This is a genomic window from Humibacter ginsengisoli (genome assembly GCF_054780095.1).
This window is the reverse complement of sequence record NZ_BAAGWZ010000002.1, coordinates 178,260-201,141: the sequence shown is the minus strand read 5'-3', so window position 1 is coordinate 201,141 and position 22,882 is coordinate 178,260. Positions and strand designations below refer to the sequence as shown.

23 protein-coding genes are annotated in these 22,882 nt (G+C 67.3%); 17 read left to right on the top strand and 6 right to left on the bottom strand.

The annotated features are described in order from the left end of the window. The first annotated feature begins 1 nt into the window (after position 1). The 4 genes from thrC (at position 2) to prfA (ending at position 5,601) form a co-directional block, all read left to right on the top strand. Entirely contained in the window at positions 2-1,087 is a 1,086-nt protein-coding gene (thrC, locus tag ACYVI5_RS03315; RefSeq protein ID WP_460531303.1) for a threonine synthase, read from the top strand. A gap of 44 nt (positions 1,088-1,131) precedes the next feature. Next, entirely contained in the window at positions 1,132-2,082 is a 951-nt protein-coding gene (gene thrB, locus ACYVI5_RS03310) for a homoserine kinase (protein WP_460579215.1), read from the top strand. A gap of 244 nt (positions 2,083-2,326) precedes the next feature. After that, positions 2,327-4,519, top strand: coding sequence for a transcription termination factor Rho (rho, locus tag ACYVI5_RS03305; RefSeq protein ID WP_460578976.1), 2,193 nt, complete (start codon positions 2,327-2,329; stop codon positions 4,517-4,519). Between the two features lie 5 nt (positions 4,520-4,524). Next, positions 4,525-5,601 (top strand): peptide chain release factor 1, encoded by a 1,077-nt coding sequence (prfA, locus tag ACYVI5_RS03300; RefSeq protein ID WP_460578975.1) that lies wholly within the window; start codon positions 4,525-4,527, stop codon positions 5,599-5,601. A 116-nt stretch (positions 5,602-5,717) separates the two neighbouring features. Here prfA and ACYVI5_RS03295 read toward each other — a convergent pair whose 3' ends face one another. Then, entirely contained in the window at positions 5,718-6,665 is a 948-nt protein-coding gene (locus ACYVI5_RS03295) for an NADP-dependent oxidoreductase (RefSeq protein WP_460578974.1), read from the bottom strand. 101 nt (positions 6,666-6,766) lie between these two features. Here ACYVI5_RS03295 and ACYVI5_RS03290 point away from each other — a divergent pair, with 101 nt between their 5' ends. Both ACYVI5_RS03290 and ACYVI5_RS03285 read left to right on the top strand, forming a co-directional pair. Then, complete coding sequence (locus tag ACYVI5_RS03290; RefSeq protein ID WP_460578973.1) at positions 6,767-7,321, top strand: TetR/AcrR family transcriptional regulator; 555 nt, start codon at positions 6,767-6,769, stop codon at positions 7,319-7,321. Between the two features lie 123 nt (positions 7,322-7,444). Continuing rightward, the gene (locus ACYVI5_RS03285; protein ID WP_460578972.1) at positions 7,445-8,041 is read left to right on the top strand and encodes a DnaJ family domain-containing protein; all 597 of its coding nucleotides are present in this window, start codon (positions 7,445-7,447) and stop codon (positions 8,039-8,041) included. Between the two features lie 52 nt (positions 8,042-8,093). On the opposite strand, the gene epsC is transcribed toward ACYVI5_RS03285, so the two are convergent. Next, positions 8,094-8,681 (bottom strand): serine O-acetyltransferase, encoded by a 588-nt coding sequence (gene epsC / locus ACYVI5_RS03280; protein ID WP_460531321.1) that lies wholly within the window; start codon positions 8,679-8,681, stop codon positions 8,094-8,096. A gap of 10 nt (positions 8,682-8,691) precedes the next feature. Next, on the bottom strand, positions 8,692-9,630 hold the full coding sequence (gene cysK / locus ACYVI5_RS03275) for a PLP-dependent cysteine synthase family protein (protein WP_460578971.1): 939 nt from the start codon (positions 9,628-9,630) through the stop codon (positions 8,692-8,694). Between the two features lie 143 nt (positions 9,631-9,773). On the opposite strand from cysK, the gene prmC reads away from it, so the two are divergent. After that, on the top strand, positions 9,774-10,664 hold the full coding sequence (gene prmC, locus ACYVI5_RS03270) for a N5-glutamine methyltransferase family protein (RefSeq protein WP_460578970.1): 891 nt from the start codon (positions 9,774-9,776) through the stop codon (positions 10,662-10,664). 54 nt (positions 10,665-10,718) lie between these two features. Here prmC and ACYVI5_RS03265 read toward each other — a convergent pair whose 3' ends face one another. Genes ACYVI5_RS03265 through ACYVI5_RS03255 form a run of 3 tightly spaced genes read right to left on the bottom strand, consistent with a single transcriptional unit; the run spans position 10,719 to position 13,467 of the window. Then, positions 10,719-11,648: a TetR/AcrR family transcriptional regulator C-terminal domain-containing protein gene (locus ACYVI5_RS03265; protein WP_460578969.1), complete on the bottom strand. Its 930-nt coding sequence runs from the start codon at positions 11,646-11,648 to the stop codon at positions 10,719-10,721. 11 nt (positions 11,649-11,659) lie between these two features. Next, positions 11,660-12,466 (bottom strand): ABC transporter permease, encoded by an 807-nt coding sequence (locus ACYVI5_RS03260; protein WP_460578968.1) that lies wholly within the window; start codon positions 12,464-12,466, stop codon positions 11,660-11,662. Beyond that, the gene (locus ACYVI5_RS03255) at positions 12,463-13,467 is read right to left on the bottom strand and encodes a DrrA family ABC transporter ATP-binding protein (protein WP_460578967.1); all 1,005 of its coding nucleotides are present in this window, start codon (positions 13,465-13,467) and stop codon (positions 12,463-12,465) included. The genes ACYVI5_RS03260 and ACYVI5_RS03255 overlap by 4 nt, the downstream gene beginning before the upstream one ends. A 152-nt stretch (positions 13,468-13,619) precedes the next feature. On the opposite strand from ACYVI5_RS03255, the gene ACYVI5_RS03250 reads away from it, so the two are divergent. From ACYVI5_RS03250 to atpD, 10 genes are all read left to right on the top strand, one after another. Next, the gene (locus ACYVI5_RS03250; protein WP_460531339.1) at positions 13,620-14,330 is read left to right on the top strand and encodes an L-threonylcarbamoyladenylate synthase; all 711 of its coding nucleotides are present in this window, start codon (positions 13,620-13,622) and stop codon (positions 14,328-14,330) included. Continuing rightward, entirely contained in the window at positions 14,327-15,619 is a 1,293-nt protein-coding gene (locus tag ACYVI5_RS03245) for an MraY family glycosyltransferase (protein WP_460578966.1), read from the top strand. The genes ACYVI5_RS03250 and ACYVI5_RS03245 overlap by 4 nt, the downstream gene beginning before the upstream one ends. Then, entirely contained in the window at positions 15,616-16,149 is a 534-nt protein-coding gene (locus tag ACYVI5_RS03240; RefSeq protein ID WP_460578965.1) for a hypothetical protein, read from the top strand. The genes ACYVI5_RS03245 and ACYVI5_RS03240 overlap by 4 nt, the downstream gene beginning before the upstream one ends. A 141-nt stretch (positions 16,150-16,290) precedes the next feature. Beyond that, complete coding sequence (atpB, locus tag ACYVI5_RS03235) at positions 16,291-17,106, top strand: F0F1 ATP synthase subunit A (protein WP_460578964.1); 816 nt, start codon at positions 16,291-16,293, stop codon at positions 17,104-17,106. Between the two features lie 46 nt (positions 17,107-17,152). Beyond that, complete coding sequence (gene atpE / locus ACYVI5_RS03230) at positions 17,153-17,374, top strand: F0F1 ATP synthase subunit C (RefSeq protein ID WP_286289434.1); 222 nt, start codon at positions 17,153-17,155, stop codon at positions 17,372-17,374. 39 nt (positions 17,375-17,413) lie between these two features. Further along, on the top strand, positions 17,414-17,956 hold the full coding sequence (locus ACYVI5_RS03225; protein ID WP_460531353.1) for a F0F1 ATP synthase subunit B: 543 nt from the start codon (positions 17,414-17,416) through the stop codon (positions 17,954-17,956). Then, positions 17,957-18,748, top strand: a complete 792-nt coding sequence (locus tag ACYVI5_RS03220; RefSeq protein WP_460578963.1) for a F0F1 ATP synthase subunit delta — start codon at positions 17,957-17,959, stop codon at positions 18,746-18,748. A 32-nt stretch (positions 18,749-18,780) separates the two neighbouring features. Further along, positions 18,781-20,418, top strand: coding sequence for a F0F1 ATP synthase subunit alpha (atpA, locus tag ACYVI5_RS03215; RefSeq protein ID WP_460578962.1), 1,638 nt, complete (start codon positions 18,781-18,783; stop codon positions 20,416-20,418). A gap of 39 nt (positions 20,419-20,457) precedes the next feature. Continuing rightward, positions 20,458-21,354, top strand: coding sequence for a F0F1 ATP synthase subunit gamma (locus ACYVI5_RS03210; RefSeq protein WP_460578961.1), 897 nt, complete (start codon positions 20,458-20,460; stop codon positions 21,352-21,354). A 48-nt stretch (positions 21,355-21,402) separates the two neighbouring features. Next, the gene (gene atpD / locus ACYVI5_RS03205; protein WP_460578960.1) at positions 21,403-22,881 is read left to right on the top strand and encodes a F0F1 ATP synthase subunit beta; all 1,479 of its coding nucleotides are present in this window, start codon (positions 21,403-21,405) and stop codon (positions 22,879-22,881) included. The last annotated feature ends 1 nt before the right edge of the window (position 22,882 follow it).

Sequence of the window (22,882 nt, the reverse complement as noted above, 5' to 3'; positions counted from 1 at the left end):
CGTGGCGCACCAATGGCAGGGCGTTCTGCGCGAATACGCCGACCGTCTCGACGTGACGGAGGCGACGCCGATCGTCACGCTCGGTGAGGGCGGCACCCCGCTCATCCCGGCGCCCGCGCTCTCGGCTCGCACCGGGGCCGACGTGCACGTCAAGTTCGAGGGCATGAACCCGACAGGGTCCTTCAAAGACCGCGGCATGACGATGGCCGTCTCGAAGGCCGTCGAGCAGGGCGCGAAAGCCGTGATCTGCGCATCGACGGGGAACACGTCGGCGTCGGCGGCCGCCTACGCGACCCATGCGGGCATCCAGTCCGTCGTGCTCGTGCCCGAGGGCAAGATCGCGATGGGCAAACTGAGCCAGGCGATCGCGCACAACGCTCGGCTGCTGCAGGTGCAAGGCACATTCGACGACTGCCTCGACATCGCCCGCGACCTCGCCGCAAACTACCCGGTGCACCTCGTGAACTCGGTGAACAACGACCGCATCGAGGGTCAGAAGACCGCGGCGTTCGAGGTGGTCGAGGTGCTCGAGGATGCTCCCGACTTCCACTTCATCCCGGTCGGCAATGCCGGCAACTACACGGCCTACACGCGCGGATACACCGAGGAGGTCGAGCGAGGCGTTTCCACGAAGCTGCCGCGCATGTTCGGGTTCCAGGCCGCGGGGAGCGCCCCGATCGTGCTCGGGCACCCGGTGAAGGAACCGGAGACCATCGCCAGCGCCATCCGCATCGGCAACCCGGCGTCGTGGGAACTGGCGCTCAAGGCGCGCGACACCACGAACGGCTACTTCGGTTCGATCGAGGACGAGCAGATCCTCGCCGCCCATCGCATCCTCTCCGCCGAGGTGGGGATCTTCGTCGAGCCTGCGAGCGCGATCGGCGTCGCCGGGCTTCTGGAGCGCTCCGAGGCGGGCGCGATCCCGGCCGGCGCCCGCGTCGTGATCACCGTCACAGGCCATGGGCTCAAGGACCCGCAGTGGGCGCTGCGCACCGCAGGTGGCGGCGAGGTGCAGCCGACGGTCGTGCCCGTGGACACCGCGCAGATCGCCGACGTGCTCGGGCTGAGCCCGTCGGGCGACGCGTGAGCGGGGCATCCGTGCCTGCAGAATCGGAGTCGCCGGAATCGGGCGTGACGGATGCCCGCACCTCTCCGGTCCCGATCGGCCGCAGCGTGCGCGTGAAGGTTCCGGCCACGTCGGCCAACCTGGGCCCCGGTTTCGACACGCTCGGTCTGGCGCTCGCGCTCTACGACGAGCTCACGGTGACGGCGCGGGCGGAGCCGGGAGCGCACGTGACAGTGCACGGCGTGGGCGAGAGCGACGTTCCGACAGACGAGTCGAACCTCGTCGTGCGCTCGGTCGCGCACGCGTTCGCAGCTGCAGGCATCCCGATGCCCGGGCTCGAGCTCGTCGCTCACAACGCGATTCCGCATGGCCGCGGTCTCGGTTCGTCTGGCGCTGCGATCGTGGCGGGCATCGTCGCGGCCAAGGGCCTTCTCGAGGGGATCGCCGAGCTCGGTCCCGACCGGCTGCTCGCGCTCGCGACCGACCTGGAGGGCCATCCCGACAACGTGGCGCCTGCGCTCTTCGGCGGGCTGACGATCGCTTGGATGTCTCAGGGCGGCCCCTCGCACAAGAAGCTGATCGTGCATCGCGGCGTCTCGCCGCTGGTTTTCGTGCCCGAGCACGTGATGTCCACGGCGCTCGCCCGCAGCCTGCAGCCGGAGTCGGTGCCGCACGAGGACGCCGTGTTCAACGTGTCGCGGTCGGCGCTGCTCGTCGCCGCGCTCGTGCAGAGTCCGGAGCTGCTGCTGGCGGCCACTGAAGACAAGCTGCATCAGAACTACCGGGCGACGGCGATGCCGGAGACGAATCGCCTCATTGCCGAGCTCCGGGCCGCGGGCTTTCCCGCCGTGGTGTCGGGGGCCGGTCCTTCGATCTTGGTGCTGTGCAGCGATCCTGCCCAGCGCCTGGCTGCCGCGCAGCTCGTCGCCGACCGCGCAGAGACCCGGTGGCAGCCGCTCATGCTCGCCGTCGACTTCCTCGGTGCGACGGTGCACCGGGCGGAGGCGACGCCCTGAGCGGTCACCCGATCGGGTGTCGCCGTGCCGAGCGTGGATGGCCAGGAGGGCATGCCGGTGATGGTAGACTGGGCCCACCAGCCAGACGGCGCGAGATCAAGCGAATCTGGTTCATCGGGTGAAATTCTTGTAACTCATTGCTGTCGTTGCCTGCCCGAAACCGCGTGGCGATCCCCGACGCACGCGATCGAAACACGTTTCGTAACGGCCATCACACGACACGCACCCCGGGCGAGGCGCATCTATGCCCGCCGGAGGAAAGGAATCCTCTTCAGTGACTGATGTCAATCTCCACGCCGATGGCGTGGACTCCACCACGGACCTGTCGGCCCTGCGCGTTCCGCAGCTGCAGACCCTGGCCACCAGCCTCGGCGTCGCCGGCGCGGCCAAGCTGCGCAAGGGCGAACTCGTCGCCGCTATCGAGGCTGCACGCTCGGCCGGCGGAGCGGACGAGTCCGCCCCGACGCTCGACGCCGTCGTAGAGCCGGAGCGGCAGGCGGCGAGCCCTGAGCCTCAGGCGACGAGCCCTGAGTCTCAGGCAGTGAGCGGAGACGCAGACGTCTCCGTCGAGCCGCAGAGCGAGCTCAGCGCAGCCGAGGCCGAGGCGGCGCTGCAGGCAGCGCTCGACCTTCAAACACCGCCCACGCGCACCCGCCGCGGTTCACGCCGGGTGACGAGCGTCGACGGCGGTCGCACCGTGTCCGCGGCCGCGCACGTGAACGCGGGTGAAGCGGGCGTGCCGGGCTTCGGCGAAGACGCTGGTTCGCAGCAGGCGGACGCCGAGCGAGGCGAGGCTCAGACGAACGACCGGCCGCAGGACGCCGCGCGGCGCGACGAGCGTGAGGCGACCTCCGCTGCAGGCGGCGCATCCGAGCAGGCCCAGCAGCCGAACGAAGGCGCTGACTCCGGCAAGGACGAGCACGGTGCAGGCGAAGGTCAGGCATCCGACGACGGTCAGCGTGAGCAGACGCGTCAGGGCCGGCGCAACCGCGGCCGTAACAAGAACCGGCGTGGCGATGGCGACCAGAACGGCCAGCGCGAGCAGCAGAACAACCAGGGCGGCCAGCAGAACGACGGCGAGCAGGGTCAGAACCAGAACCAGCCGAAGCAGCAGAAGCAGGGCGGCCAGCAGAACCAGCAGAAGCAGGGCGGCCAGGCGCAGGACGACGAGCGCGGCGGACGCAGCCGGTACCGCGATCGCAAGCGCCGCGGCGGGGCATCCGACGACGTCGAGCCCGAGATCCTCGAAGACGACGTGCTCATTCCCGTCGCGGGAATCCTCGACGTGCTCGACAACTACGCGTTCGTGCGCACCAGCGGTTACCTCCCGGGCCCGAGCGACGTATATGTCTCGCTCGGCCAGGTGAAGAAGTACAACCTGCGCAAGGGCGACGCGGTGGTGGGAGCCATCCGTCAGCCGCGTGAGGGCGAGAACACCGGACGCCAGAAGTACAACGCGCTGGTGAAGGTGGATTCCGTCAACGGGCAGACGGCCGAGGAGACGGCCGCCCGTGTCGAGTTCAACAAGCTCACTCCGCTGTACCCGCAGGAGCGGCTGCGGCTCGAGACCGAGCCGGCCAAGCTCACCCAGCGCATCATCGACCTCGTCGCCCCGATCGGAAAGGGCCAGCGCGGGCTGATCGTGGCGCCGCCGAAGGCCGGCAAGACGATCGTGATGCAGCAGATCGCGAACGCGATCACGACGAACAACCCCGAGGTGCACCTCATGGTCGTGCTCGTGGACGAGCGGCCAGAAGAGGTCACCGACATGCAGCGCACGGTCAAGGGCGAGGTCATCGCGTCCACGTTCGACCGTCCAGCGGAGGACCACACCACCGTCGCGGAGCTGGCCATCGAGCGTGCGAAGCGCCTGGTCGAGCTGGGTCACGACGTGGTCGTGCTGCTCGACTCGATCACGCGCCTGAGCCGCGCCTACAACCTGGCGGCCCCGGCATCCGGTCGCATCCTCTCCGGTGGAGTGGATGCCTCGGCCCTGTACCCGCCGAAGCGTTTCTTCGGAGCCGCGCGCAACATCGAGCACGGCGGATCGCTGACCATACTGGCCACGGCGCTGATCGAGACCGGATCGAAGATGGACGAGGTGATCTTCGAGGAGTTCAAGGGAACCGGCAACTCCGAGCTGCGTCTGTCGCGCCAGCTGGCGGACAAGCGCATCTTCCCGGCCGTCGACGTGAACGCATCCGGCACCCGCCGCGAAGAGATGCTGATGAGCTCCGACGAGGTGAAGATCACCTGGAAGCTGCGTCGTGCGCTCGCCGGTCTCGACCCGCAGCAGGCGCTCGAGGTGGTGCTCGGCAAGCTCAAGGAGACCAGCTCCAACGTGGAGTTCCTCGTGCAGATGCAGAAGTCGATCCCGGCGCCCACCGGTGGCCACGCGGTCGCTCACTCGCACGCGCACGAGAACGACCACCGCTGACACCGGTGTTCGATTCCATCCAGTCCCTGCTTGACGAGCACGAGGCCCTGCAGGAGCAGCTCGCCGACCCTGCCGTGCACGCGGATGCCGCGCGCGCCAAGAAGCTGAACCGCCGGTATGCGGAGCTCAGCCAGATCAAGGCGGCGCACGAGCACTGGAAGCGACTGGGCGATGATCTGGATGCCGCGCGCGAGCTGGCCAAGGAGGATGCGGCGTTCGCCGAGGAGGTGCCGGCGCTCGAGGAGTCGCTGAGCGCTGCTCAGGAGAAGCTGCGCCGGCTGCTGATCCCGCGTGACCCCGACGACGGCCGCGACGTGATCATGGAGATCAAGGCCGGAGCCGGGGGAGCGGAGTCCGCCCTGTTCGCCGCCGACCTGCTGCGCATGTACCTGCACTACGCGGAGTCGAAGGGCTTCAAGACCGAGATCCTGGAGCACGACGACACCGATCTCGGCGGCTACACGAACGTGCAGGTGGCGATCAAGGGCAGCTCTTCCGACCCGGCACAGGGGCCGTGGGCTCACCTGAAGTACGAGGGGGGTGTTCACCGCGTGCAGCGCGTGCCTGTGACCGAGTCGCAGGGGCGCATCCAGACATCCACCGCAGGCGTGCTCGTGTTCCCCGAGGTCGATGAGCCGGAAGAGATCGAGATCAACCCGAACGATCTCCGCATCGACGTGTTCCGCTCCTCCGGGCCAGGCGGCCAGTCCGTGAACACGACGGACTCCGCGGTGCGCATCACGCACCTCCCGACCGGCATCGTGGTGTCGATGCAGAACGAGAAGTCGCAGATCCAGAACCGCGAGGCCGGAATGCGCGTGCTTCGAGCTCGGCTGCTCGCCAAGCAGCAGGAGGAGCTGGAGGCGGCCGCATCGGATGCCCGCAGGTCGCAGATCCGCGGCATGGACCGCTCCGAGCGCATCCGCACCTACAACTTCCCGGAGAACCGCATCGCGGACCACCGCACCGGGTACAAGGCGTACAACCTCGACCAGGTGATGAACGGGGCGCTCGACCCTGTCATCGAGTCGGCCGTCCAGGCCGACGAGGAAGCACAGCTGGCGGCGCTCGGCGAGGAGTGAGCGGCTGTCGCTCTATTCGGGGACGATCACTTCGCGCCAGAGCTTCCCTGCGCTGGCGAGCTTGAGATCCACAGTGACGAGTGGCGCTCCAAGCGCTTCGGCGAGGGCGACATGGTTCACGGAATGAGCACGATCTTTCCGTGAGGCGCGCGCGAGAGGCTGAGCTCGACAGCCGAGCGCCAGTCGTCGAGCGGGAACACGTGCCCGATGGGCAGACGGAACTCGCCCTTGGCTGCCTTCGCCGCGTACTCGGCAGTCGGGTCGTATGACGGCCAGCCATTGGCGCGCAGCATGTCCAGGTTCACTCGCGCACCGAGCCGCCTCGCGTCATCGTGGTTGCTGACCGTCACGACGTCGCCGGGGTCGCGCACGGTTTCGATCAGAGTCGGGATGATGCCGGCTACCGGCGGAGCTGCATCCAGCACCAGGTCCACAGGGCCGGCCGCCAGCTCACGCACCCGCTCGACCATTCCCTCGCCGTACCTCGTGACGTGTGCGCCGAAACCGGTGAGGTCGGACTCGAAGGTGGACCCGGCGGCCGCGATCACGTTCGCGCCGCGACCACGCGCGACCTGCACCGCCGCATACCCGACCATCGAGCCGGCGCCGTGGACCAGCAGAGTGGTGTCCGAGTCGACGCCCATCGCATCGATGGTCCAAACGGCGGTTTGGACGACCATGGGCAGCGTTGCTGCGTGAAGAGCATCGAGGCCGTCGGGGATTCGCGTCCAGGAGCGCAGGATCGCCACGTCGGCGGCTCCGGCGCTCGGTTGACCTGCGAAATCCGCGGAGCCGACGACCACGTCGCCGATCGCAACATCCGTCACGTTCTCGCCGACGGCATCCACCTGACCTGCAACGTCGCAGCCGACGCCGCGTGGCAGCGAGCCGGCCATGAACCCTCGGCAGATCTGCCAATCAGCGGGATTGAGTCCCGTCGCCGCGACGCGCACCCGAATCCGGTCGGCAGGCGGATCTGCGACTTCTGCGACTTCTTGACGGAGCACATCCAACGGCTCGCCGTACTCATGGAAGCGGAGAACGCGGGAAGTGATAGCGGGCATGGCTGAATCCTGACTTGATGGGTACGTCACGACGTGTAGTGACAGTCACTGACGCTATCACGTTCCGACAGTGACTGACATATCGGCGCTATGATCGACCCATGCCTCGAAGCGGCGCCGACGCGCGCAGACGATTGCGCGAGGCCGCGCTCGAGCTCTACCGGGAACACGGCTTCGATTCGACGACCACGGCGGAGATCGCGGCTCGTGCGGGAGTGACGGAGCGCACGTACTTCCGCCATTTCGCCGACAAGCGCGAGGTGCTCTTCGACGGTGAAGACGAACTCCGCGACACCCTTGTCAGTGCTATCGAGGCTGCGCCGCCGGGTGACTCTCCACTGAATGTACTGACTCGTGCGTTCACAGCAAGCGTGCCGCTCTTCGTGGCAGGCAGATGCGTCGCGGTTTCACGTCAGGCGATCATCGAGGTCACGCCTGCGTTGCAAGAGCGTGCACACGCGAAGACGGCCGTGCTCATCGAATCGATCGCGGCGGCTCTGACGGTGCGCGGCTTCGCGGCGCGGTCCGCGGCCCTGGCGGCCCGGGTCGGGATGGTCGCCTTCCGACACGCGCTCGCTGACTGGGACGGAACGTCCGCCGCCGAACTCGAACACCTCATACGGGTCGCCGTCGACGAGGTGCGAGCGCTGGACTGAACGCGCGACCGCTTCGATACGGTTGAGTTATGGCTCCGGCCCGGTGAAGCGAGCGGGACAGGTGCAATCGCCATTGCGCCGGAGCCCGGCCCGTTGCCGATTGCTCGTGGGGGAGGTGCCACGATGGCCGAGGATCCGAGGATTGCCGCAGCCCGGTACGAATACCGGCGCCGCCTCGCTGCCAGCGAGTCCGATCCCTCCGGAAGCATCGACTCTGACGGGAATGGTCAGCCGAGCGAGGGCGTCGGCAGATATTCGGATCTGCAGACCGCCATCGTCGAGACGGAGCTGCAGCAGGCCATCCGCCGTGGCGACTTCGACAACCTGCCGGGATTCGGCAAGCCGCTGCCCGGCCTGGGCGGCACCCACGATGAAAACTGGTGGATCCGCCGCAAGATCGAGACCGAGAAGCTGCATGGGCTCGGTCCGGCGGCGCTGACGCTGCGCGTCGAGAACACCGAGCTCGAAGGCCGCCTCGACAGGCTCAGCCGTGAAGCCGACGTGCGCGAGGCTCTGGAGGACTTCAACCGACGCGTGATCGAGGCCCGCAGGCAACTCCTGGGTGGGCCTCCGGTCGTCACGCCCACTCGGGATGTCGAACGGGAACTGGCAGCCTGGCGAGAACGCCGTGCGAGCAGGCGAGCCGCCGAGACCGCGGCGCAGGATGTGCCCCAGACGACGGATCGAGTGCGCCGATGGCGCCTGTGGCGACGGGCGTGATCGCCCGTGAGGCAACAGAAAGTGTGACCCGAACGGCAGAGACGCGGCCGAGTCAGATGTAGATGCCCGGATCGAGCCAGGCCTCATCGGAGTGGGTCTGCGAGAGGTGATGCGGAGCATCCTGCGGTCTCGCACGCGCCGGGATGCCCACCAGCACCGAGTCCGGCGGGGCCGTCTTCACGACGACAGCGTTCGCCCCCACCACCGATCGTGCACCGATGACGATGTCTCCGAGCACCTGCGCGCCCGCCCCGACCACCACGCCGTCGTGCAGGGTGGGATGCCGCTTGCCGCGTCCCCGCGACTTCCCGCCCAGCGTCACGCCGTGATACAGCATCACATCGTCACCGACGATCGCGGTCTCGCCGATCACCACACCCATCCCGTGATCGATGAAGAACCGGCGCCCGATACGAGCTCCCGGATGGATCTCGATCCCGGTCAGGAACCGCGCGAACTGCGACAGCAGGCGCGCAGGCAGCTTGAGGCCGGGCGAGCGCCACCAGCGGTGCGCGACGCGGTGCAGCCAGATCGCGTGCAGACCGGAGTACGACAGCACGATCTCGGCAGCGCTTCGCGCCGCCGGATCGTGTCGCCTCGCGGCCGCGACGTCTTCGCGCATCCGCGACAGCACGCTCATCGAGACGAACTCAGTCCTGCAGGTCCTGGTAGAGCACGGTCGACACGTAGCGCTCACCGAAGTCCGGCACCACGACCACGATCGTCTTGCCCGAGTTCTCCTCGCGCTTCGCCACCTGCACGGCCGCGTGCACCGCGGCTCCCGAGGAGATGCCCCCAAGGATCCCCTCTTCGGCGGCGAGTCGCCGCGCCATCGCGATCGCGGCATCCGCGTTCACATCGACCACCTCGTCGTAGATCGACGTGTCGAGCACCTCGGGCACGAAGTTCGCGCCGAGCCCCTGGATCTTGTGCGGGCCGGGCGCACCGCCGTTCAGGATCGGCGACTCCTCGGGCTCGACCGCGACGATGCGGATGTCCGGCTTCTGATCGCGCAGGTACCGCCCTGCTCCGGTGATGGTGCCGCCCGTTCCGATGCCGGCCACCAGCACGTCGACGGCGCCGTCGGTGTCCGCCCAGATCTCCGGCCCCGTGGTCGCGCGATGGATCTCGGGATTCGCCTCGTTCGCGAACTGCCGCGCCCAGATGGCGTTGTCGGTGTTCGCGACGATCTCCTGCGCCTTCTCCACGGCGCCGCGCATCCCCTCGGCGCCGGGAGTGAGCAGTACCTCTGCACCGAACGCGCGCAGCAGCACGCGGCGCTCCTTGCTGGCGGTCTCCGGCATCGTGATGATCAGCTTGTAGCCTCTGGCCGCTGCAGCGAAGGCGAGTGCGATGCCGGTGTTCCCGCTCGTGCCCTCCACGATCGTGCCGCCGGGCTTCAGCGCTCCCGCCTGTTCGGCGGCGTCGATGATGGCCACGCCGATGCGGTCCTTCACGCTCGCCGCCGGGTTGTAGAACTCGAGCTTCGCGAGCACCGTGGCATCCGCGCCGTCCGTGACGCGGTTCAGCCGCACGAGCGGTGTGCCGCCGACCACCTGGGTGATGTCGGTGTAGATCTTGCCGGTCATGGATCACGCCTTTCGGGGTTCGTTCGGAAGCCTCGCGACGATGCCCCAAGCGGCATCGCGCGCACCTCGTCGCAGCCTATTCTTGACGTCTGCGCCGCGTCGTGTGTGTTACGTCCGCGGAACCGACAGTGGAAGGACTCGACATGCAGGCAGACCCGACGCAGGGCGATGGCGAAGCCGCGTCACTGCGTGCGCTGCTGAACGAGGCGGCGGAGGCGCTCGCCGCTGCAGGCATCCAGGACCCGACCGTCGACGCCGAGCTGCTTGCCGGGCACGTGCTGGGCGTGAGCAGGGGCTCCGTGCAGGCGAAGGCGGTGATGGATGTCCGCGTGCCGATATCCGAAGCTGCGCGCCTTCGCGACGCGGTACGGCGCCGCGCCGCCCGCGAGCCACTCCAGCACATCACGGGCCGTGCACCGTTCCGTTCGCTCGAGTTGCTGGTGGGTCCTGGCGTCTTCGTGCCGCGGCCGGAGACCGAGTTGCTGGCGCAGCTCGCGGTCGACGCGCTGCGATCCTCCGCCGAGCCGGAGCCCATCGGCATCGACCTCGGAACGGGAAGCGGTGCGGTCGCGCTCGCCATGGCGACCGAGGTTCCGCACGCCCGCATCTTCGCCGTCGAGCGCTCGCCCGAGGCGTACGAATGGGCGCGCCGCAACGTGAACGAGAGCGGTGCAGGCAACCTCGAGTTGATGCGGGGCGATCTGGCGGATGCCTTCCCCGAGATCGAAGGCCGCGTCGCGGTTGTCGCGTCGAACCCGCCGTACGTGCCCGACGACGCGATCCCGCGCGACCCTGAGGTGCGGCTCTTCGACCCGCCCGTCGCGCTCTACGGCGGGGAAGACGGGCTCGATGTGGTGCGAGTGATCTCCCGACGCGCGCTCACGTTGCTACGGCCCGGTGGGCTCGTCGCGATCGAGCACGGCGAGTTCCAGGGGGAGGAGGTGCGGAGCATCCTGGATGCCGACGGCTGGCACGCCTCCGCGACGCACGTCGACCTGACCCTGCGCGACCGCGTGACCACGGCCCTTCGCTGAGCTCGGAGGAGGCACGACAGCCAGAAAAGCACCCTCACGGTGCGGGGCGGGATGCTATCGCGAGGGTCGTTCCTTCTGGGCACGCTCACGGGCGGACTTCAGCGCGTCACGCTCGCGCTTCCGCGCATCGCGAAGCGCCTTCTCCGCCTCCCGGCGTGCCTTCGCGGCCTCCTTGACCCGCTTGTCCGAGCCGTAGAGGGCGGCATCCTGCGCGTCATCCGGCGACGCAGCCGCGGTTTCAGCGGAACCACCTTGTTCGATGTAGCGCTGGACGCCGTCGAGCATCCGCTCGATCCCGAAGGCGAAATCGTCGAACTCGGTGTTCGTGTACGCGCCGCCGGCGATGAGGGGTGCCAGGTCGGGGAAGCGGTCCGGGGTGACGAGTTGTGCCAGTGCTGCGGCGAACGGCGCACCGCTGACCTCCTCAGGAGTTGCGCCCGAGGTGGCGATGTCGGACTGCACGTCGCCCACACCGCGCACGTACGACGCCAGGAGCAGCACGCACGCCATCTTCTCCTCGTCCCGCAGGGGAGCCGAGCGGAGAGCCCGGAGCGCGGTGTCGATGAGGCGCATCACGTTGGGCGTCATCGGCGTGCCGCTGACCGGAATGCGGCTGTACCACGGGTGCCGCGTGAACGCTTCGAGGTTCGCGTAAGTCCATTGCCGCAGGCCTGCGCGCCAGTCGTCCTCGGGAGGCTCGGGCAGCTCGATGTCCGCGACCGCGTCCTGCATCAGGAGGAGGAGGTCGTCCTTGCTCGTCACGTACCGGTAGAGCGACATGGTCGTGAAACCCAGCGCCGATGCGACGCGCGCCATCGAGACCGCGCCGAGGCCCTCGGCATCCGCGATCTCGATGGCGGCGTCCACGATGCGCTCGATGCTGAGCTCCCGCTTCGGTCCGCGCTGGGGTCGCTCAGCAACTCCCCACGACAGAGCCACCGCGTGCGGCAGGGCCAGATCGGTGCTGACGTGCTCGTCGGACATGGTGCTTCACGCTACTCCTTCACACGGCGTCCAAAGGCGAGGGCCGAGCCTGCGACACCGACCACGAGGATGCCGGTCAGCCACGCCAGAGCCAGCCACAGCGTGCTCCCCGGCGCTCTGCCCGACAGCAGGTCCCGCAGCGTCTCGATGATCGGCGTGTACGGCTGGTGATCCGCGAAACCGCGCAGCCATGCCGGCATCGTGTCCACCGGCACGAAGCCGCTGGAGACGTAGGGAAGGAAGAGGAAAACGAAGTTGATGGATGACGCAGCGTCGACGCTGAGGAACAGCCCGGCTAGCGTGCTCAGCCAGGTGAACGCGAGGATCATCAGCACGACGAACAGCAGCGCCGCCAGCCACCCGCCGAACTCCGCCTCGGGGCGGTAGCCGAGCAGGAGCGCCGCACCGATCACGGGCACGCAGGCCGCGAGGTTGCGCAGAACGCTGGCCACCACGTGCCCGTGCAGCACGGCGGAGCCGAGCACCGGAAGGGTCTTGAACCGGTTGACGGTGCCGCTGCCGACATCCTGGGCGACGCCGACAGCGGTGGCTGCCGAGCCGAACCCGAGGCAGAGCACGAGAGTCCCCGGCACGACGTAGTTCACATAGTCGCCGTCGGACTCGATGGCACCGCCGAAGATCACGACGAACACGAGCATGATGCTCACCGGAATGGCGAACGCGGTGACGAGCGAGTCCACGCTCCGCACGGTGCGCCGCAGCTCCCGGCCAGACATCGTGACGATGTCGGCCAGCGACGTGCCGAGTCCCGTCTTCTTCGTACGGGCGATCCCCGGAGCCCAGTCGAGCGTGGTCATGCCGCCTTCTCCTTCTTGTCGGTTGTGGTTACGGCCGAGCTGCCGCGCTGCGCCGGACTCGTACCGGTCAGGGTGAGGAACACGTCATCGAGCGTCGGCCCGACGATGGCGATATCGGTCACCTGGATGTCGTGTGCCGCCGTCTCGGCGAGGAACGAGCGGATGTCCGCGACAGCGTCGACCGGGGGCATCCGCACCGTCAGTGCGTCCTCGTCCACCTCGAGGTCGTTCCGCTCGCGACCCAGGTCGGCCGCGCGGTAGACATCGCCCGGCGTACCGAACGAGAACACGATGTGGTCGCCGCTCACCTCGGACTTGAGCTGACTCGGCGTGCCGGTGGCCACGATGCGTCCGCCGTCGATCACCCCGACACGGTCTGCAAGCCGCTCCGCTTCTTCCAGGTATTGCGTAGTGAGCAGGATGGTCGTGCCGTTCGCCGCGAGGCCTGCGACGAGCGACCAGAGCTGCGACCTGCTGCGTGGATCGAGGCCGGTCGTCGGCTCGTCGAGGAAAAGCACCTCTGGCGCCGCCACCAGGCTGATCGCAAGGTCGAGGCGTCGTCGCATCCCGCCGGAGTATGCGCCGACCTTGCGATTCGCCGCCTCGCCCAGGTCGAACGCGTCGAGGAGCTCCTCGACCCTGCGACGCCCGGCCGCGCCCTCCAGATGGTTCAGCGACGCCATCATCTTCAGGTTCTCCCTGCCGGTCTGGAACGCGTCGACCGACGCGTACTGACCCGTCAGCGCGAACCGGCTGCGCGCCGCGGAGGGCCGGCGGAGCACGTCGACGCCGGCGACGCGCACGGTGCCCGCATCCGGCTTGATGAGGGTGGAGAGGATGTTCACCGTGGTGGTCTTGCCCGCCCCGTTCGGGCCGAGCAGCGAGTAGATCTCGCCGCGCGCGACGTGGAAGTCCACGCCGTCGAGCACGGTGTGCTTTCCGTAGGCCTTGCGCAGGCCGACCACCTCGATGGCCGGCCGCCCAAGCGTTTTCGTCGTCATATCACTGTCCCTTCTTCGCCACGCTTCTGTGTACCACGTACTCAAAGTGTAGAGCATAAACAGTATGCAACGTAAGCAGAATGATGGCCAGGTCGTGGATGCCAGCGCCAGCGCAGCCGCCGTGGAGAGGCGCACCCTAGAATCATTCGGTCATGACCACCTTCTTCGACTGCTCCGACGACACCGGTCTCGCCGAGGGCACCAGCCAAGCGCGCATTGCCGTCGAGAACGGCGACCTCATCGTCCTTCCCACCGACACCGTCTACGGCATCGGTGCGGATGCCTTCAGTGCCGCCGCCGTGGCGAGCCTGCTGGCCGCCAAGGGCCGAGGTCGCCAGTCGCCGCCGCCCGTGCTCATCCCGGCGCTCGCCACGCTCGACGCGCTGGCCGAGACCGTTCCGCAGGAGGCCCGCGACCTGGCCGGCGCGTTCTGGCCGGGCGGGCTCACTATCGTGCTTCCGTCGCAGCCTTCCCTCTCCTGGGATCTCGGCGAAACCAAGGGCACCGTCGCGCTGCGCATGCCGAACAACCCGGTTGCGCTCGCACTCCTGCGCTCCACCGGACCGCTCGCCGTCTCCTCCGCTAACAAGACGGGTATGCCCGCCGCCACCACAGCGCAGGAAGCAGAGGAGATGCTCGGCGACAGCGTGCAGGTCTATCTCGACGGTGGGCAGGTGGGCGGAGACTACGCCGAGACCGGGGTCACCGAGACCTCGTCGACCATCGTGGATGCCACGGCCCTGGCATCCGGCAGCGGAAAGATCCGCATCCTGCGTCACGGCGTGATCTCCGACGAGCAGATCCGCGAGGTGGTCGGCGACGCGCTGGAGACCGACGAGACCGGAGATCAGCAGCCCACATGACCCTTCTCGTCGTCATCGGGCTGATCACCGCGATCGTCACTTTCGTGCTGTCGATCGTGGTGTGGCGCGTGGCGCTGAGATTCAAGCTGTACCCGCGCATCCGCGACCGCGATGTGCACACCAGGCCCACCCCGCGCCTCGGCGGTGTGGCGATGTTCCTCGGCATCGTCATCGCCTTCGGCGTCGCCTACCTCTTCTCCCTGACGTTCCCCGGCTTCGGTGGTCCGCTGCTCGGCGTCGTGTTCTCGGACCCGACCCCGGTCTTCGCCATCCTCGGCGCCGCCCTGCTGATCGTCGTGATCGGCGTTGCCGACGACCTCTGGGATCTCGACTGGATGACCAAGCTCGCCGGGCAGTTCGTGGCCGCCGGTCTTGTGGCGTGGCTCGGCGTGCAGATCTACTCCCTCCCGCTGGGTGGGGGAGTGACCGTCGGATCGCCGTGGATGAGCGTTGCCATGACGGTCATCGCCATCGTGCTGGTGATGAATGCGATCAACTTCATCGACGGTCTCGACGGCCTCGTCGCCGGCGTCGCACTCATCGCCAACGGCGCGTTCTTCCTGTACAGCTACCTGATCACTGTGAAGACGAGCCCGTCCAACTACTTCAGCCTGGCCTCGGTGATCGCGATCATCCTGGTCGGGGCGTGCGCCGGATTCCTGCCGCTGAACTGGCATCCGGCCCGCATGTTCATGGGCGACACCGGAGCGCTGCTCGTCGGCCTGCTGATGGCGTCCTCCGCGATCGCGGTCACGGGGCAGCTCGATCCGGCATCCATCCAGCAGGGCGGTCCGCGGGCGCTGTTCCCCGCGTTCATCCCGATCATCCTGCCGTTCGCGGTGCTGGTGGTGCCGTTGCTGGACTTCGGCCTTGCGGTGTTCCGCCGCGTGCGAGTCGGCAAGTCACCGTTCAGTGCCGACCGCAAGCACCTGCACCATCGCCTGCTCGACATGGGGCACACCCACCTGCACGCTGTGCTGATCTTCTACGCTTGGACGGCTGTGGTCTCGATAGGCTGCCTGCTGTTCTACTTCCAGCCGCTGTGGCCGGCCATCGTGTTCCTCTGCGTCGGACTCGTGGTCTGCACGGCTCTCACGCTCGCCCCGCTCAGCCGGCGCAAGAGCTCGGAGGTCGCCGCGGAGCTGACCCCGCCCGATGCCAGGGGAGCGGATGCCGCGGCCCGGCTCGATCCGCTGGACGCGGCGTCCGAGACATCCCGGCACAAGTCGTCGCACGACCTGCAACATGAACCGTCTGAGCACGAACCACGGAAGGAATCCGCATCATGACCGAACCGCACCGACCTGCGGGCGCTGCACGGCAGAGCCCGCGGCCGATGGGAGCCCGGCCGATGCTGATGCTCGCGCTGAAGTACGGCGCGATCTTCGCGCTGGCGGTCGCCGTCATCGCCGGCCTGATCGGCCTTGCCGTCTCGGGTGTCCCCGGTCTGCTCGGCGGTCTGCTCGGCGCCGTCGTCGCGGCCGTGTATCTGGGACTGACCGCCGTCACGATGCTCGTCGCCTACCGGCTCGCGGGTGGCGACCTGACGTCGCCCGTCTACTTCGGCACCGTGATGGGCGCGTGGCTGCTCAAGGTCATCGTGTTCGTCATCGTCGTGCTGCTCGTCGGCTCGCAGAAGTGGGTCGACGGACGTGTGATGTTCTTCACAATCATCGTCGCCGTTCTCGGTTCGTTGATCCTGGACTGCATCGCCTACATGCGTGCGAGGGTGCCGTACGTCGACGTCGAGCTGCCCTCGACGGATGCCCCGAGCGAGTCGGCCACGACCGTCGAGGACGATCCCGGTGCTCGTCCTTAACCAGTCACCGACTGGCCGTGGGTGGTCGGAAGCGGCCCGAGACGAGCGTGCAGAAACGCCTTCTACGTTTGGTAGAGTGATTCAGACCCCGACCCCGTTCCTCGTTGAACACCGATGCCGGAGAATGCCCTGATAACGCCCATGCTTCTTTCCACAGTGCTGTCTGTCAAAGGCGATAACTCCGGCGGGTTCGAGGGTCCCTCGATCAACGACTTCTTCCCGCCGGACGTGCTGTTCGCGGGAACGCCGTTCGCCCTGAACCGGGTGATGCTGATCCGCATCCTCGTGTGCCTTCTCGTGCTGCTGGTCTTCTGGCTCGGCACGCGGAACATGAAGCTGCGCCCGTCGCGCACGCAGGTCGCGTTCGAGTACATGGTCGGCTTCGTGCGCAACGGCATCATCTACCAGAACCTGGGTGAGCGCGTCGGCAAGCGTTACGAGGCGCTCCTGATGACGTTCTTCTTCCTGATCCTCGGAATGAACCTGATGGGGTCGATACCCGGGTTCCAGGTCGCGCCGACGTCGATCATCGGGCTTCCGATGGTGATGGCCATCATCGCGTGGTTCATGTTCGTCATCGCCGGCATGCAGGAGAAGGGGTGGCGCTTCTGGAAGGACTCGCTGTTCCTGCCCGGTGTGCCCTGGCCGCTCTACTTCCTGCTCACGCCGCTGGAGTTCCTGTCCACGTTCATCGTGCGGCCGGTCACTCTGACGCTGCGACTCACCATGAACATGATGGCCGGCCACATGCTCGTCGTGCTGTGTTTCGCGGCCACGCAGTTCTTCTTCTTCACCGTGCTCACCGACGGCAACCTGCTCGGTCTGCTGGGCGTCGGGTCGTTCGCCTTCGGCATCGCGTTCACGCTGCTCGACCTGTTCGTCGCGATCCTGCAGGCATACGTCTTCACGATCCTGTCCGCCATCTACATCCAGCTCGCGGTGGCCGAAGAGCACTGATCCGCTCGCAGCGCCGCATCATCCACCCCTCGAAAGGAACAATCACGTGAACATCGTCGGACAACTCGCTCCGCTCGCCTTCGGTCTGGCCGTTATCGGCTCCGGTATCGGCGTGGGCTACGTCATCGGCAAGACCATCGAGTCGGTCGCCCGTCAGCCCGAGCTGCAGGGCCGCCTGCAGAGCCTCATGTTCCTCGGCGTCGCGCTGACGGAGGCGCTCTGCTTCATCGCGATCGCGGTCGCATTCATTCCGTTCCCGAAGCCGTAACGCTCAGCCGGCCAGAACGCAACTTTCGAAGGAGTCCTAATGCTCTCCACAGCCGTCGTCGCCGAGGGAAACCTCCTCATCCCGACGATCCCTGACCTTCTGTGGGGCACGATCGTCTTCGTCATCATCCTGGTCTTCTTCATCGTGAAGGGCCTTCCGGCGATCAACAAGCTGCTCGACGAGCGACGTGACGCGATCGACGGCGGCATCCAGCGTGCCGAGAAGATGCAGGCCGACGCCAACGCCGTGCTCGAGCGCTACACCGCTCAGCTCGCCGAGGCCCGTGCCGAGGCCGGCCGCATCCGCGAGCAGGCCCGAGTCGAAGGCGCGGCGATCCTGGCGGAGCTCAAGGAGAACGCGTCGGCCGAAGCCGCCCGCATCACCGCGAACGCACAGGCGCAGATCGAATCGGAGCGAGCCGGCGCGCTGGCCTCGCTACGCGCCGAGGTCGGAACGCTCGCCGTCGACCTCGCCTCCCGCATCGTCGGAGAGGTGCTCTCCGACGACAAGCGGTCCGAAGCACTCGTCGACCGGTTCCTCGCCGACCTCGAGCAGGATCAGCTCTCGAAGGCGGGCGAGTAAGTGGGATCCGCGACCCGCGAAGCACTCGATCGTGCCAAGGCCGAACTGGCCGACGCATCCGAGGTGACGCTGCGCACCGGCGAGCAGTTGCTCGCCGCCGGGCGCACGATCTTCGGCACGCCGCAGCTGAAGGCGCTGCTCGCGGACCCCTCCGTGGAGCCCGCTGACAAGGGCGTGCTCGTCACCCGCATCTTCGGGTCCTATGACGCCACCGCGCTGCGCATCTTGAGCGGAATGGCGCAGTCGCGCTGGTCCAGCCCGGTGCAGCTGATCGACGGGGTCGAGGAGGTCGGCATTCGCGCGGTCGCGCGTGCGTCCGGTGACGACGGCACGATCGAGTCCGAGCTCTTCGCTTTCGCGAGGGCCGTCGACAGCGATGACGAGCTGGAGCTCGCGCTCGGAAGCAAACTCGGCGATCCGGCACGAAGGGTCGAGATCGTCGAACGGCTTCTGAAGGGCAAGGCGAGCGACGCCACCCTCGTGCTGGTGAGCTACGCCGTTCAGACCCAGCGCGGCCGGCGCCTCGTCGAGGTCATCGCGCACATCGCGGAGATCGTCGCACAGGATGCCGGTGCCATGGTCGTCTCCATCACCGCCGCTGCTCCGCCCACCGCTGGCCAGCTGGACCGGCTGCGGTCCTCGCTCACAGAACGGTACGGACGCACCCCCCGTTTCGCTATCACGATCGACCCCCGGCTCATCGGCGGCCTCCGGGTGCAGATCGGCGACGATGTCATCGACGGCAGCGTAGCGAACCGTCTCGCCGATCTGCGACTGAAACTGGCCGGCTGACCCGGCACGACGCACACATCAAGGAATACGAAATGGCAGACATCAGCATCAGCCCGGACGAGATCCGCGCCGCTCTCAAAGACTTCGTGTCGGGGTACCAGCCCGACACCACAGCCATCACCGAGGTGGGCGTCGTGGTCGACGCTGCAGACGGCATCGCGCACGTCGAAGGGCTTCCGGGCGCCATGGCGAACGAGCTTCTCCGCTTCGGGGACGGCACGCTCGGTCTCGCGCTCAACCTCGACGAGAACGAGATCGGTGTCGTCGTGCTCGGCGAGTTCGCCGGCATCGAGGAGGGCCAGGAAGTCACGCGCACCGGAGAAGTTCTCTCCGTCGCGGTCGGCGACGGCTACCTCGGTCGCGTCGTCGACCCGCTGGGCAACCCGATCGACGGACTCGGCGCCGTGCAGACCGAGGGCCGTCGCGCACTCGAACTGCAGGCCCCCGGGGTCATGCAGCGCAAGAGCGTGCACGAGCCGCTGCAGACCGGCATCAAGGCCATCGACGCCATGATCCCGATCGGTCGCGGACAGCGCCAGCTCATCATCGGCGACCGCCAGACCGGCAAGACCGCGATCGCGATCGACACGATCATCAATCAGAAGGCCAACTGGGAATCGGGCGACCCGGAGAAGCAGGTGCGCTGCATCTATGTCGCCATCGGGCAGAAGGGCTCGACGATCGCGGGCGTGAAGGGCGCGCTCGAGGATGCCGGTGCCATGGAGTACACGACCATCGTCGCGGCACCCGCGTCCGACCCTGCCGGCTTCAAGTACCTCGCCCCGTACACCGGTTCGGCCATCGGCCAGCACTGGATGTATGCAGGCAAGCACGTGCTGATCATCTTCGACGACCTGTCGAAGCAGGCCGAGGCCTACCGCGCCGTGTCGCTGCTGCTGCGTCGCCCGCCGGGGCGCGAGGCGTACCCGGGAGACGTCTTCTACCTGCACTCGCGTCTGCTGGAGCGTTGCGCGAAGCTCTCCGACGAGCTCGGGGCGGGCTCGATGACCGGGCTGCCGATCATCGAGACGAAGGCGAATGACGTCTCCGCCTACATTCCGACCAACGTGATCTCCATCACCGACGGCCAGATCTTCCTGCAGTCCGACCTCTTCAACGCGAACCAGCGTCCCGCGGTCGACGTCGGCATCTCGGTGTCCCGCGTCGGTGGCGACGCCCAGGTGAAGTCGATCAAGAAGGTCTCCGGAACGCTGAAGCTCGAGCTCGCACAGTACCGCGCACTCGAGGCGTTCTCGATGTTCGCCTCCGACCTCGACGCGGCATCCCGCCGCCAGCTCGATCGCGGTGCGCGCCTGACCGAGCTGCTCAAGCAGCCGCAGTACTCGCCGTTCCCGGTCGAGGAGCAGGTGGTCTCCATCTGGGCGGGCACCAACGGCAAGCTCGACGAGGTGCCGGTGGAAGACATCCTTCGCTTCGAGTCCGAGTTCCTCGACTTCCTGCGTCGCACGACGACCGTTCTCGACACGCTTCGCGACACGAACGTGCTCGACGACGAGACCGTCGCCACTCTCGAGCGTGAGATCGACATCTTCAAGCTCGAGTTTCAGACGAGCGCCGGCCACTCGCTGATCGAACCGGGCAGCGAGCGCTACGAGGCGATCGAAGAAGAGGAAATCGACCAGGAGAAGATCGTCACCGGGCGTCGCTGAGCGACGCATCCGACGAGCTGACACCCAGACAGGAGTCCCATGGCAGCGCAACTTCGGGTCTACCGGCAGCGCATCCGCTCTGCCCAGACGACGAAGAAGATCACCCGCGCGATGGAGCTGATCTCGGCGAGCCGCATCTACAAGGCGCAGGCTCGCGTGCAGGAGTCGGCCCCGTACACGCGGGCGGTCACCCGCGCCGTTGCGGCCGTCGCCGCTCACTCCAACGTGAAGCACCTGCTCACGACCGAGGCGGAGAACGTGCGCCGCGCGGCGATCGTGATCTTCTCCTCCGACCGCGGCCTCGCCGGTGCGTTCAACTCGCAGGTCATCCGTGAGGCGCTCGAGCTCGAGTCCCTGCTCACCGAGCAGGGCAAGGAGGTCGTGTTCTACCTGGTCGGGCGCAAGGCGGTCGGGTTCTTCGCGTTCCGAAAGCGGGAGAGCGTACGCGACTGGGTCGGGATCACCGACGCACCGACCTTCGACAACGCACTGGAGATCGGCAGCGAGCTGGTCGAGGCGTTCACGAAAGACACCGACGAGGGCGGCGTCGACGAGATCCACATCGTCTACAACCGGTTCGTGAGCATGCTGGTGCAGACGCCCCGCGTCGTACGCCTGCTACCGCTCGAACTCGTTGAGGGCATCGAAGAGGTCGAAGACAAGTCGATGCTCCCGCTCTACGATTTCGAACCGGATGCCGACACCGTGCTCGACGCGCTGCTTCCCGCTTACATCCACAGCCGCCTGTACAACGCGCTGCTGGAGTCGGCGGCGGCGAAGCACGCGGCCACCCAGAAGGCCATGAAGGCCGCGAGCGACAATGCCGACAAGCTCATCACCAACTACACACGCCTGGCGAACAACGCACGACAGTCGGAGATCACGCAGCAGATCTCCGAGATCGTCGGTGGCGCCGACGCACTGGCTTCCCAGTAGCACTGGCCTCCCAGTAGACGTCTGACGACGAAACAGAGAGAGAAAGAAATGACACCGACAGCCACCGCCGAGAACGAGGCCGCGGTAGCGGAGACGACGCCGGGCGTCGGCCGCATCGCGCGCGTCACGGGTCCCGTCGTCGACATCGAGTTCCCGCACGATTCGATTCCCGAGATCTACAACGCGCTCAAGACGACGATCAACTTCACCGGCGACGAGGAGGAGGCGCACGAGATCACACTCGAGGTCGCCCAGCACCTCGGCGACGACCTCATCCGCGCCATCGCGCTGAAGCCCACCGACGGTCTCGTGCGCGGCCAGGAGGTGCGCGACACGGGTGCCGCCATCTCGGTCCCCGTGGGAGACGTCACACTCGGTCACGTCTTCAACGTGACCGGAGAAGTGCTCGACCTCGAGCCCGGCGAGAAGATCGAGATCACCGAGCGCTGGCCCATCCACCGCAAGTCCCCTGCCTTCGACCAGCTCGAGTCGAAGACCACGATGTTCGAGACCGGCATCAAGGTCATCGACCTCCTCACGCCGTACGTACAGGGTGGAAAGATCGGCCTGTTCGGCGGTGCCGGCGTCGGCAAGACCGTGCTCATCCAGGAGATGATCCAGCGCGTCGCCCAGGATCACGGCGGTGTCTCCGTCTTCGCCGGCGTCGGTGAGCGTACCCGTGAGGGCAACGACCTCATCCACGAGATGGAGGAGGCCGGCGTCTTCGACAAGACCGCACTGGTCTTCGGCCAGATGGACGAGCCGCCGGGGACGCGTCTGCGCGTCGCGCTGTCCGCCCTGACCATGGCGGAATACTTCCGCGACGTTCAGAAGCAGGACGTGCTGCTGTTCATCGACAACATCTTCCGCTTCACGCAGGCGGGTTCCGAGGTGTCGACGCTGCTCGGCCGCATGCCTTCCGCTGTGGGCTACCAGCCGAACCTGGCCGACGAGATGGGTGTGCTGCAGGAGCGCATCACCTCGACGCGCGGTCACTCGATCACCTCGCTGCAGGCCATCTACGTGCCCGCCGACGACTACACCGACCCGGCGCCGGCGACGACGTTCGCGCACCTGGACGCCACGACGGAGCTCTCCCGTGAGATCGCGTCGCAGGGTCTCTACCCGGCGGTCGACCCGCTGGCCTCCACCAGCCGCATCCTCGACCCGCGCTACCTGGGTGAGGATCACTACCGCGTCGCCACGACCGTGAAGCAGATCCTGCAGAAGAACAAGGAGCTGCAGGAGATCATCGCCATCCTCGGTGTCGATGAGCTCAGCGAGGAAGACAAGGTCACCGTCTCGCGCGCACGTCGCATTCAGCAGTTCCTGTCGCAGAACACCTACATGGCGAAGAAGTTCACCGGCGTCGAGGGTTCCACGGTGCCGCTGAAGGAGACCATCGAGTCGTTCGACGCGATCTGCCGCGGTGACTTCGATCACGTCGCCGAGCAGGCGTTCTTCAACGTCGGCCCGATCTCCGACGTCGAGGAGAAGTGGGCGAAGATCCAGAAGGAGAACGGCTGAC

Coding starts and splice junctions, on each gene's coding strand:
- rho (WP_460578976.1), top strand. CDS start 2,327: ATGCCCGCCGGAGGAAAGGAATCCTCTTCAGTGACTGATGTCAATCTC.
- ACYVI5_RS03295 (WP_460578974.1), bottom strand. CDS start 6,665: ATGCCCGCTATCACTTCCCGCGTTCTCCGCTTCCATGAGTACGGCGAG.
- ACYVI5_RS03290 (WP_460578973.1), top strand. CDS start 6,767: ATGCCTCGAAGCGGCGCCGACGCGCGCAGACGATTGCGCGAGGCCGCG.
- ACYVI5_RS03285 (WP_460578972.1), top strand. CDS start 7,445: ATGGCCGAGGATCCGAGGATTGCCGCAGCCCGGTACGAATACCGGCGC.
- epsC (WP_460531321.1), bottom strand. CDS start 8,681: ATGAGCGTGCTGTCGCGGATGCGCGAAGACGTCGCGGCCGCGAGGCGA.
- cysK (WP_460578971.1), bottom strand. CDS start 9,630: ATGACCGGCAAGATCTACACCGACATCACCCAGGTGGTCGGCGGCACA.
- prmC (WP_460578970.1), top strand. CDS start 9,774: ATGCAGGCAGACCCGACGCAGGGCGATGGCGAAGCCGCGTCACTGCGT.
- ACYVI5_RS03265 (WP_460578969.1), bottom strand. CDS start 11,648: ATGTCCGACGAGCACGTCAGCACCGATCTGGCCCTGCCGCACGCGGTG.
- ACYVI5_RS03260 (WP_460578968.1), bottom strand. CDS start 12,466: ATGACCACGCTCGACTGGGCTCCGGGGATCGCCCGTACGAAGAAGACG.
- ACYVI5_RS03255 (WP_460578967.1), bottom strand. CDS start 13,467: ATGACGACGAAAACGCTTGGGCGGCCGGCCATCGAGGTGGTCGGCCTG.
- ACYVI5_RS03250 (WP_460531339.1), top strand. CDS start 13,620: ATGACCACCTTCTTCGACTGCTCCGACGACACCGGTCTCGCCGAGGGC.
- ACYVI5_RS03245 (WP_460578966.1), top strand. CDS start 14,327: ATGACCCTTCTCGTCGTCATCGGGCTGATCACCGCGATCGTCACTTTC.
- ACYVI5_RS03240 (WP_460578965.1), top strand. CDS start 15,616: ATGACCGAACCGCACCGACCTGCGGGCGCTGCACGGCAGAGCCCGCGG.
- atpB (WP_460578964.1), top strand. CDS start 16,291: ATGCTTCTTTCCACAGTGCTGTCTGTCAAAGGCGATAACTCCGGCGGG.
- ACYVI5_RS03225 (WP_460531353.1), top strand. CDS start 17,414: ATGCTCTCCACAGCCGTCGTCGCCGAGGGAAACCTCCTCATCCCGACG.
- atpA (WP_460578962.1), top strand. CDS start 18,781: ATGGCAGACATCAGCATCAGCCCGGACGAGATCCGCGCCGCTCTCAAA.
- ACYVI5_RS03210 (WP_460578961.1), top strand. CDS start 20,458: ATGGCAGCGCAACTTCGGGTCTACCGGCAGCGCATCCGCTCTGCCCAG.
- atpD (WP_460578960.1), top strand. CDS start 21,403: ATGACACCGACAGCCACCGCCGAGAACGAGGCCGCGGTAGCGGAGACG.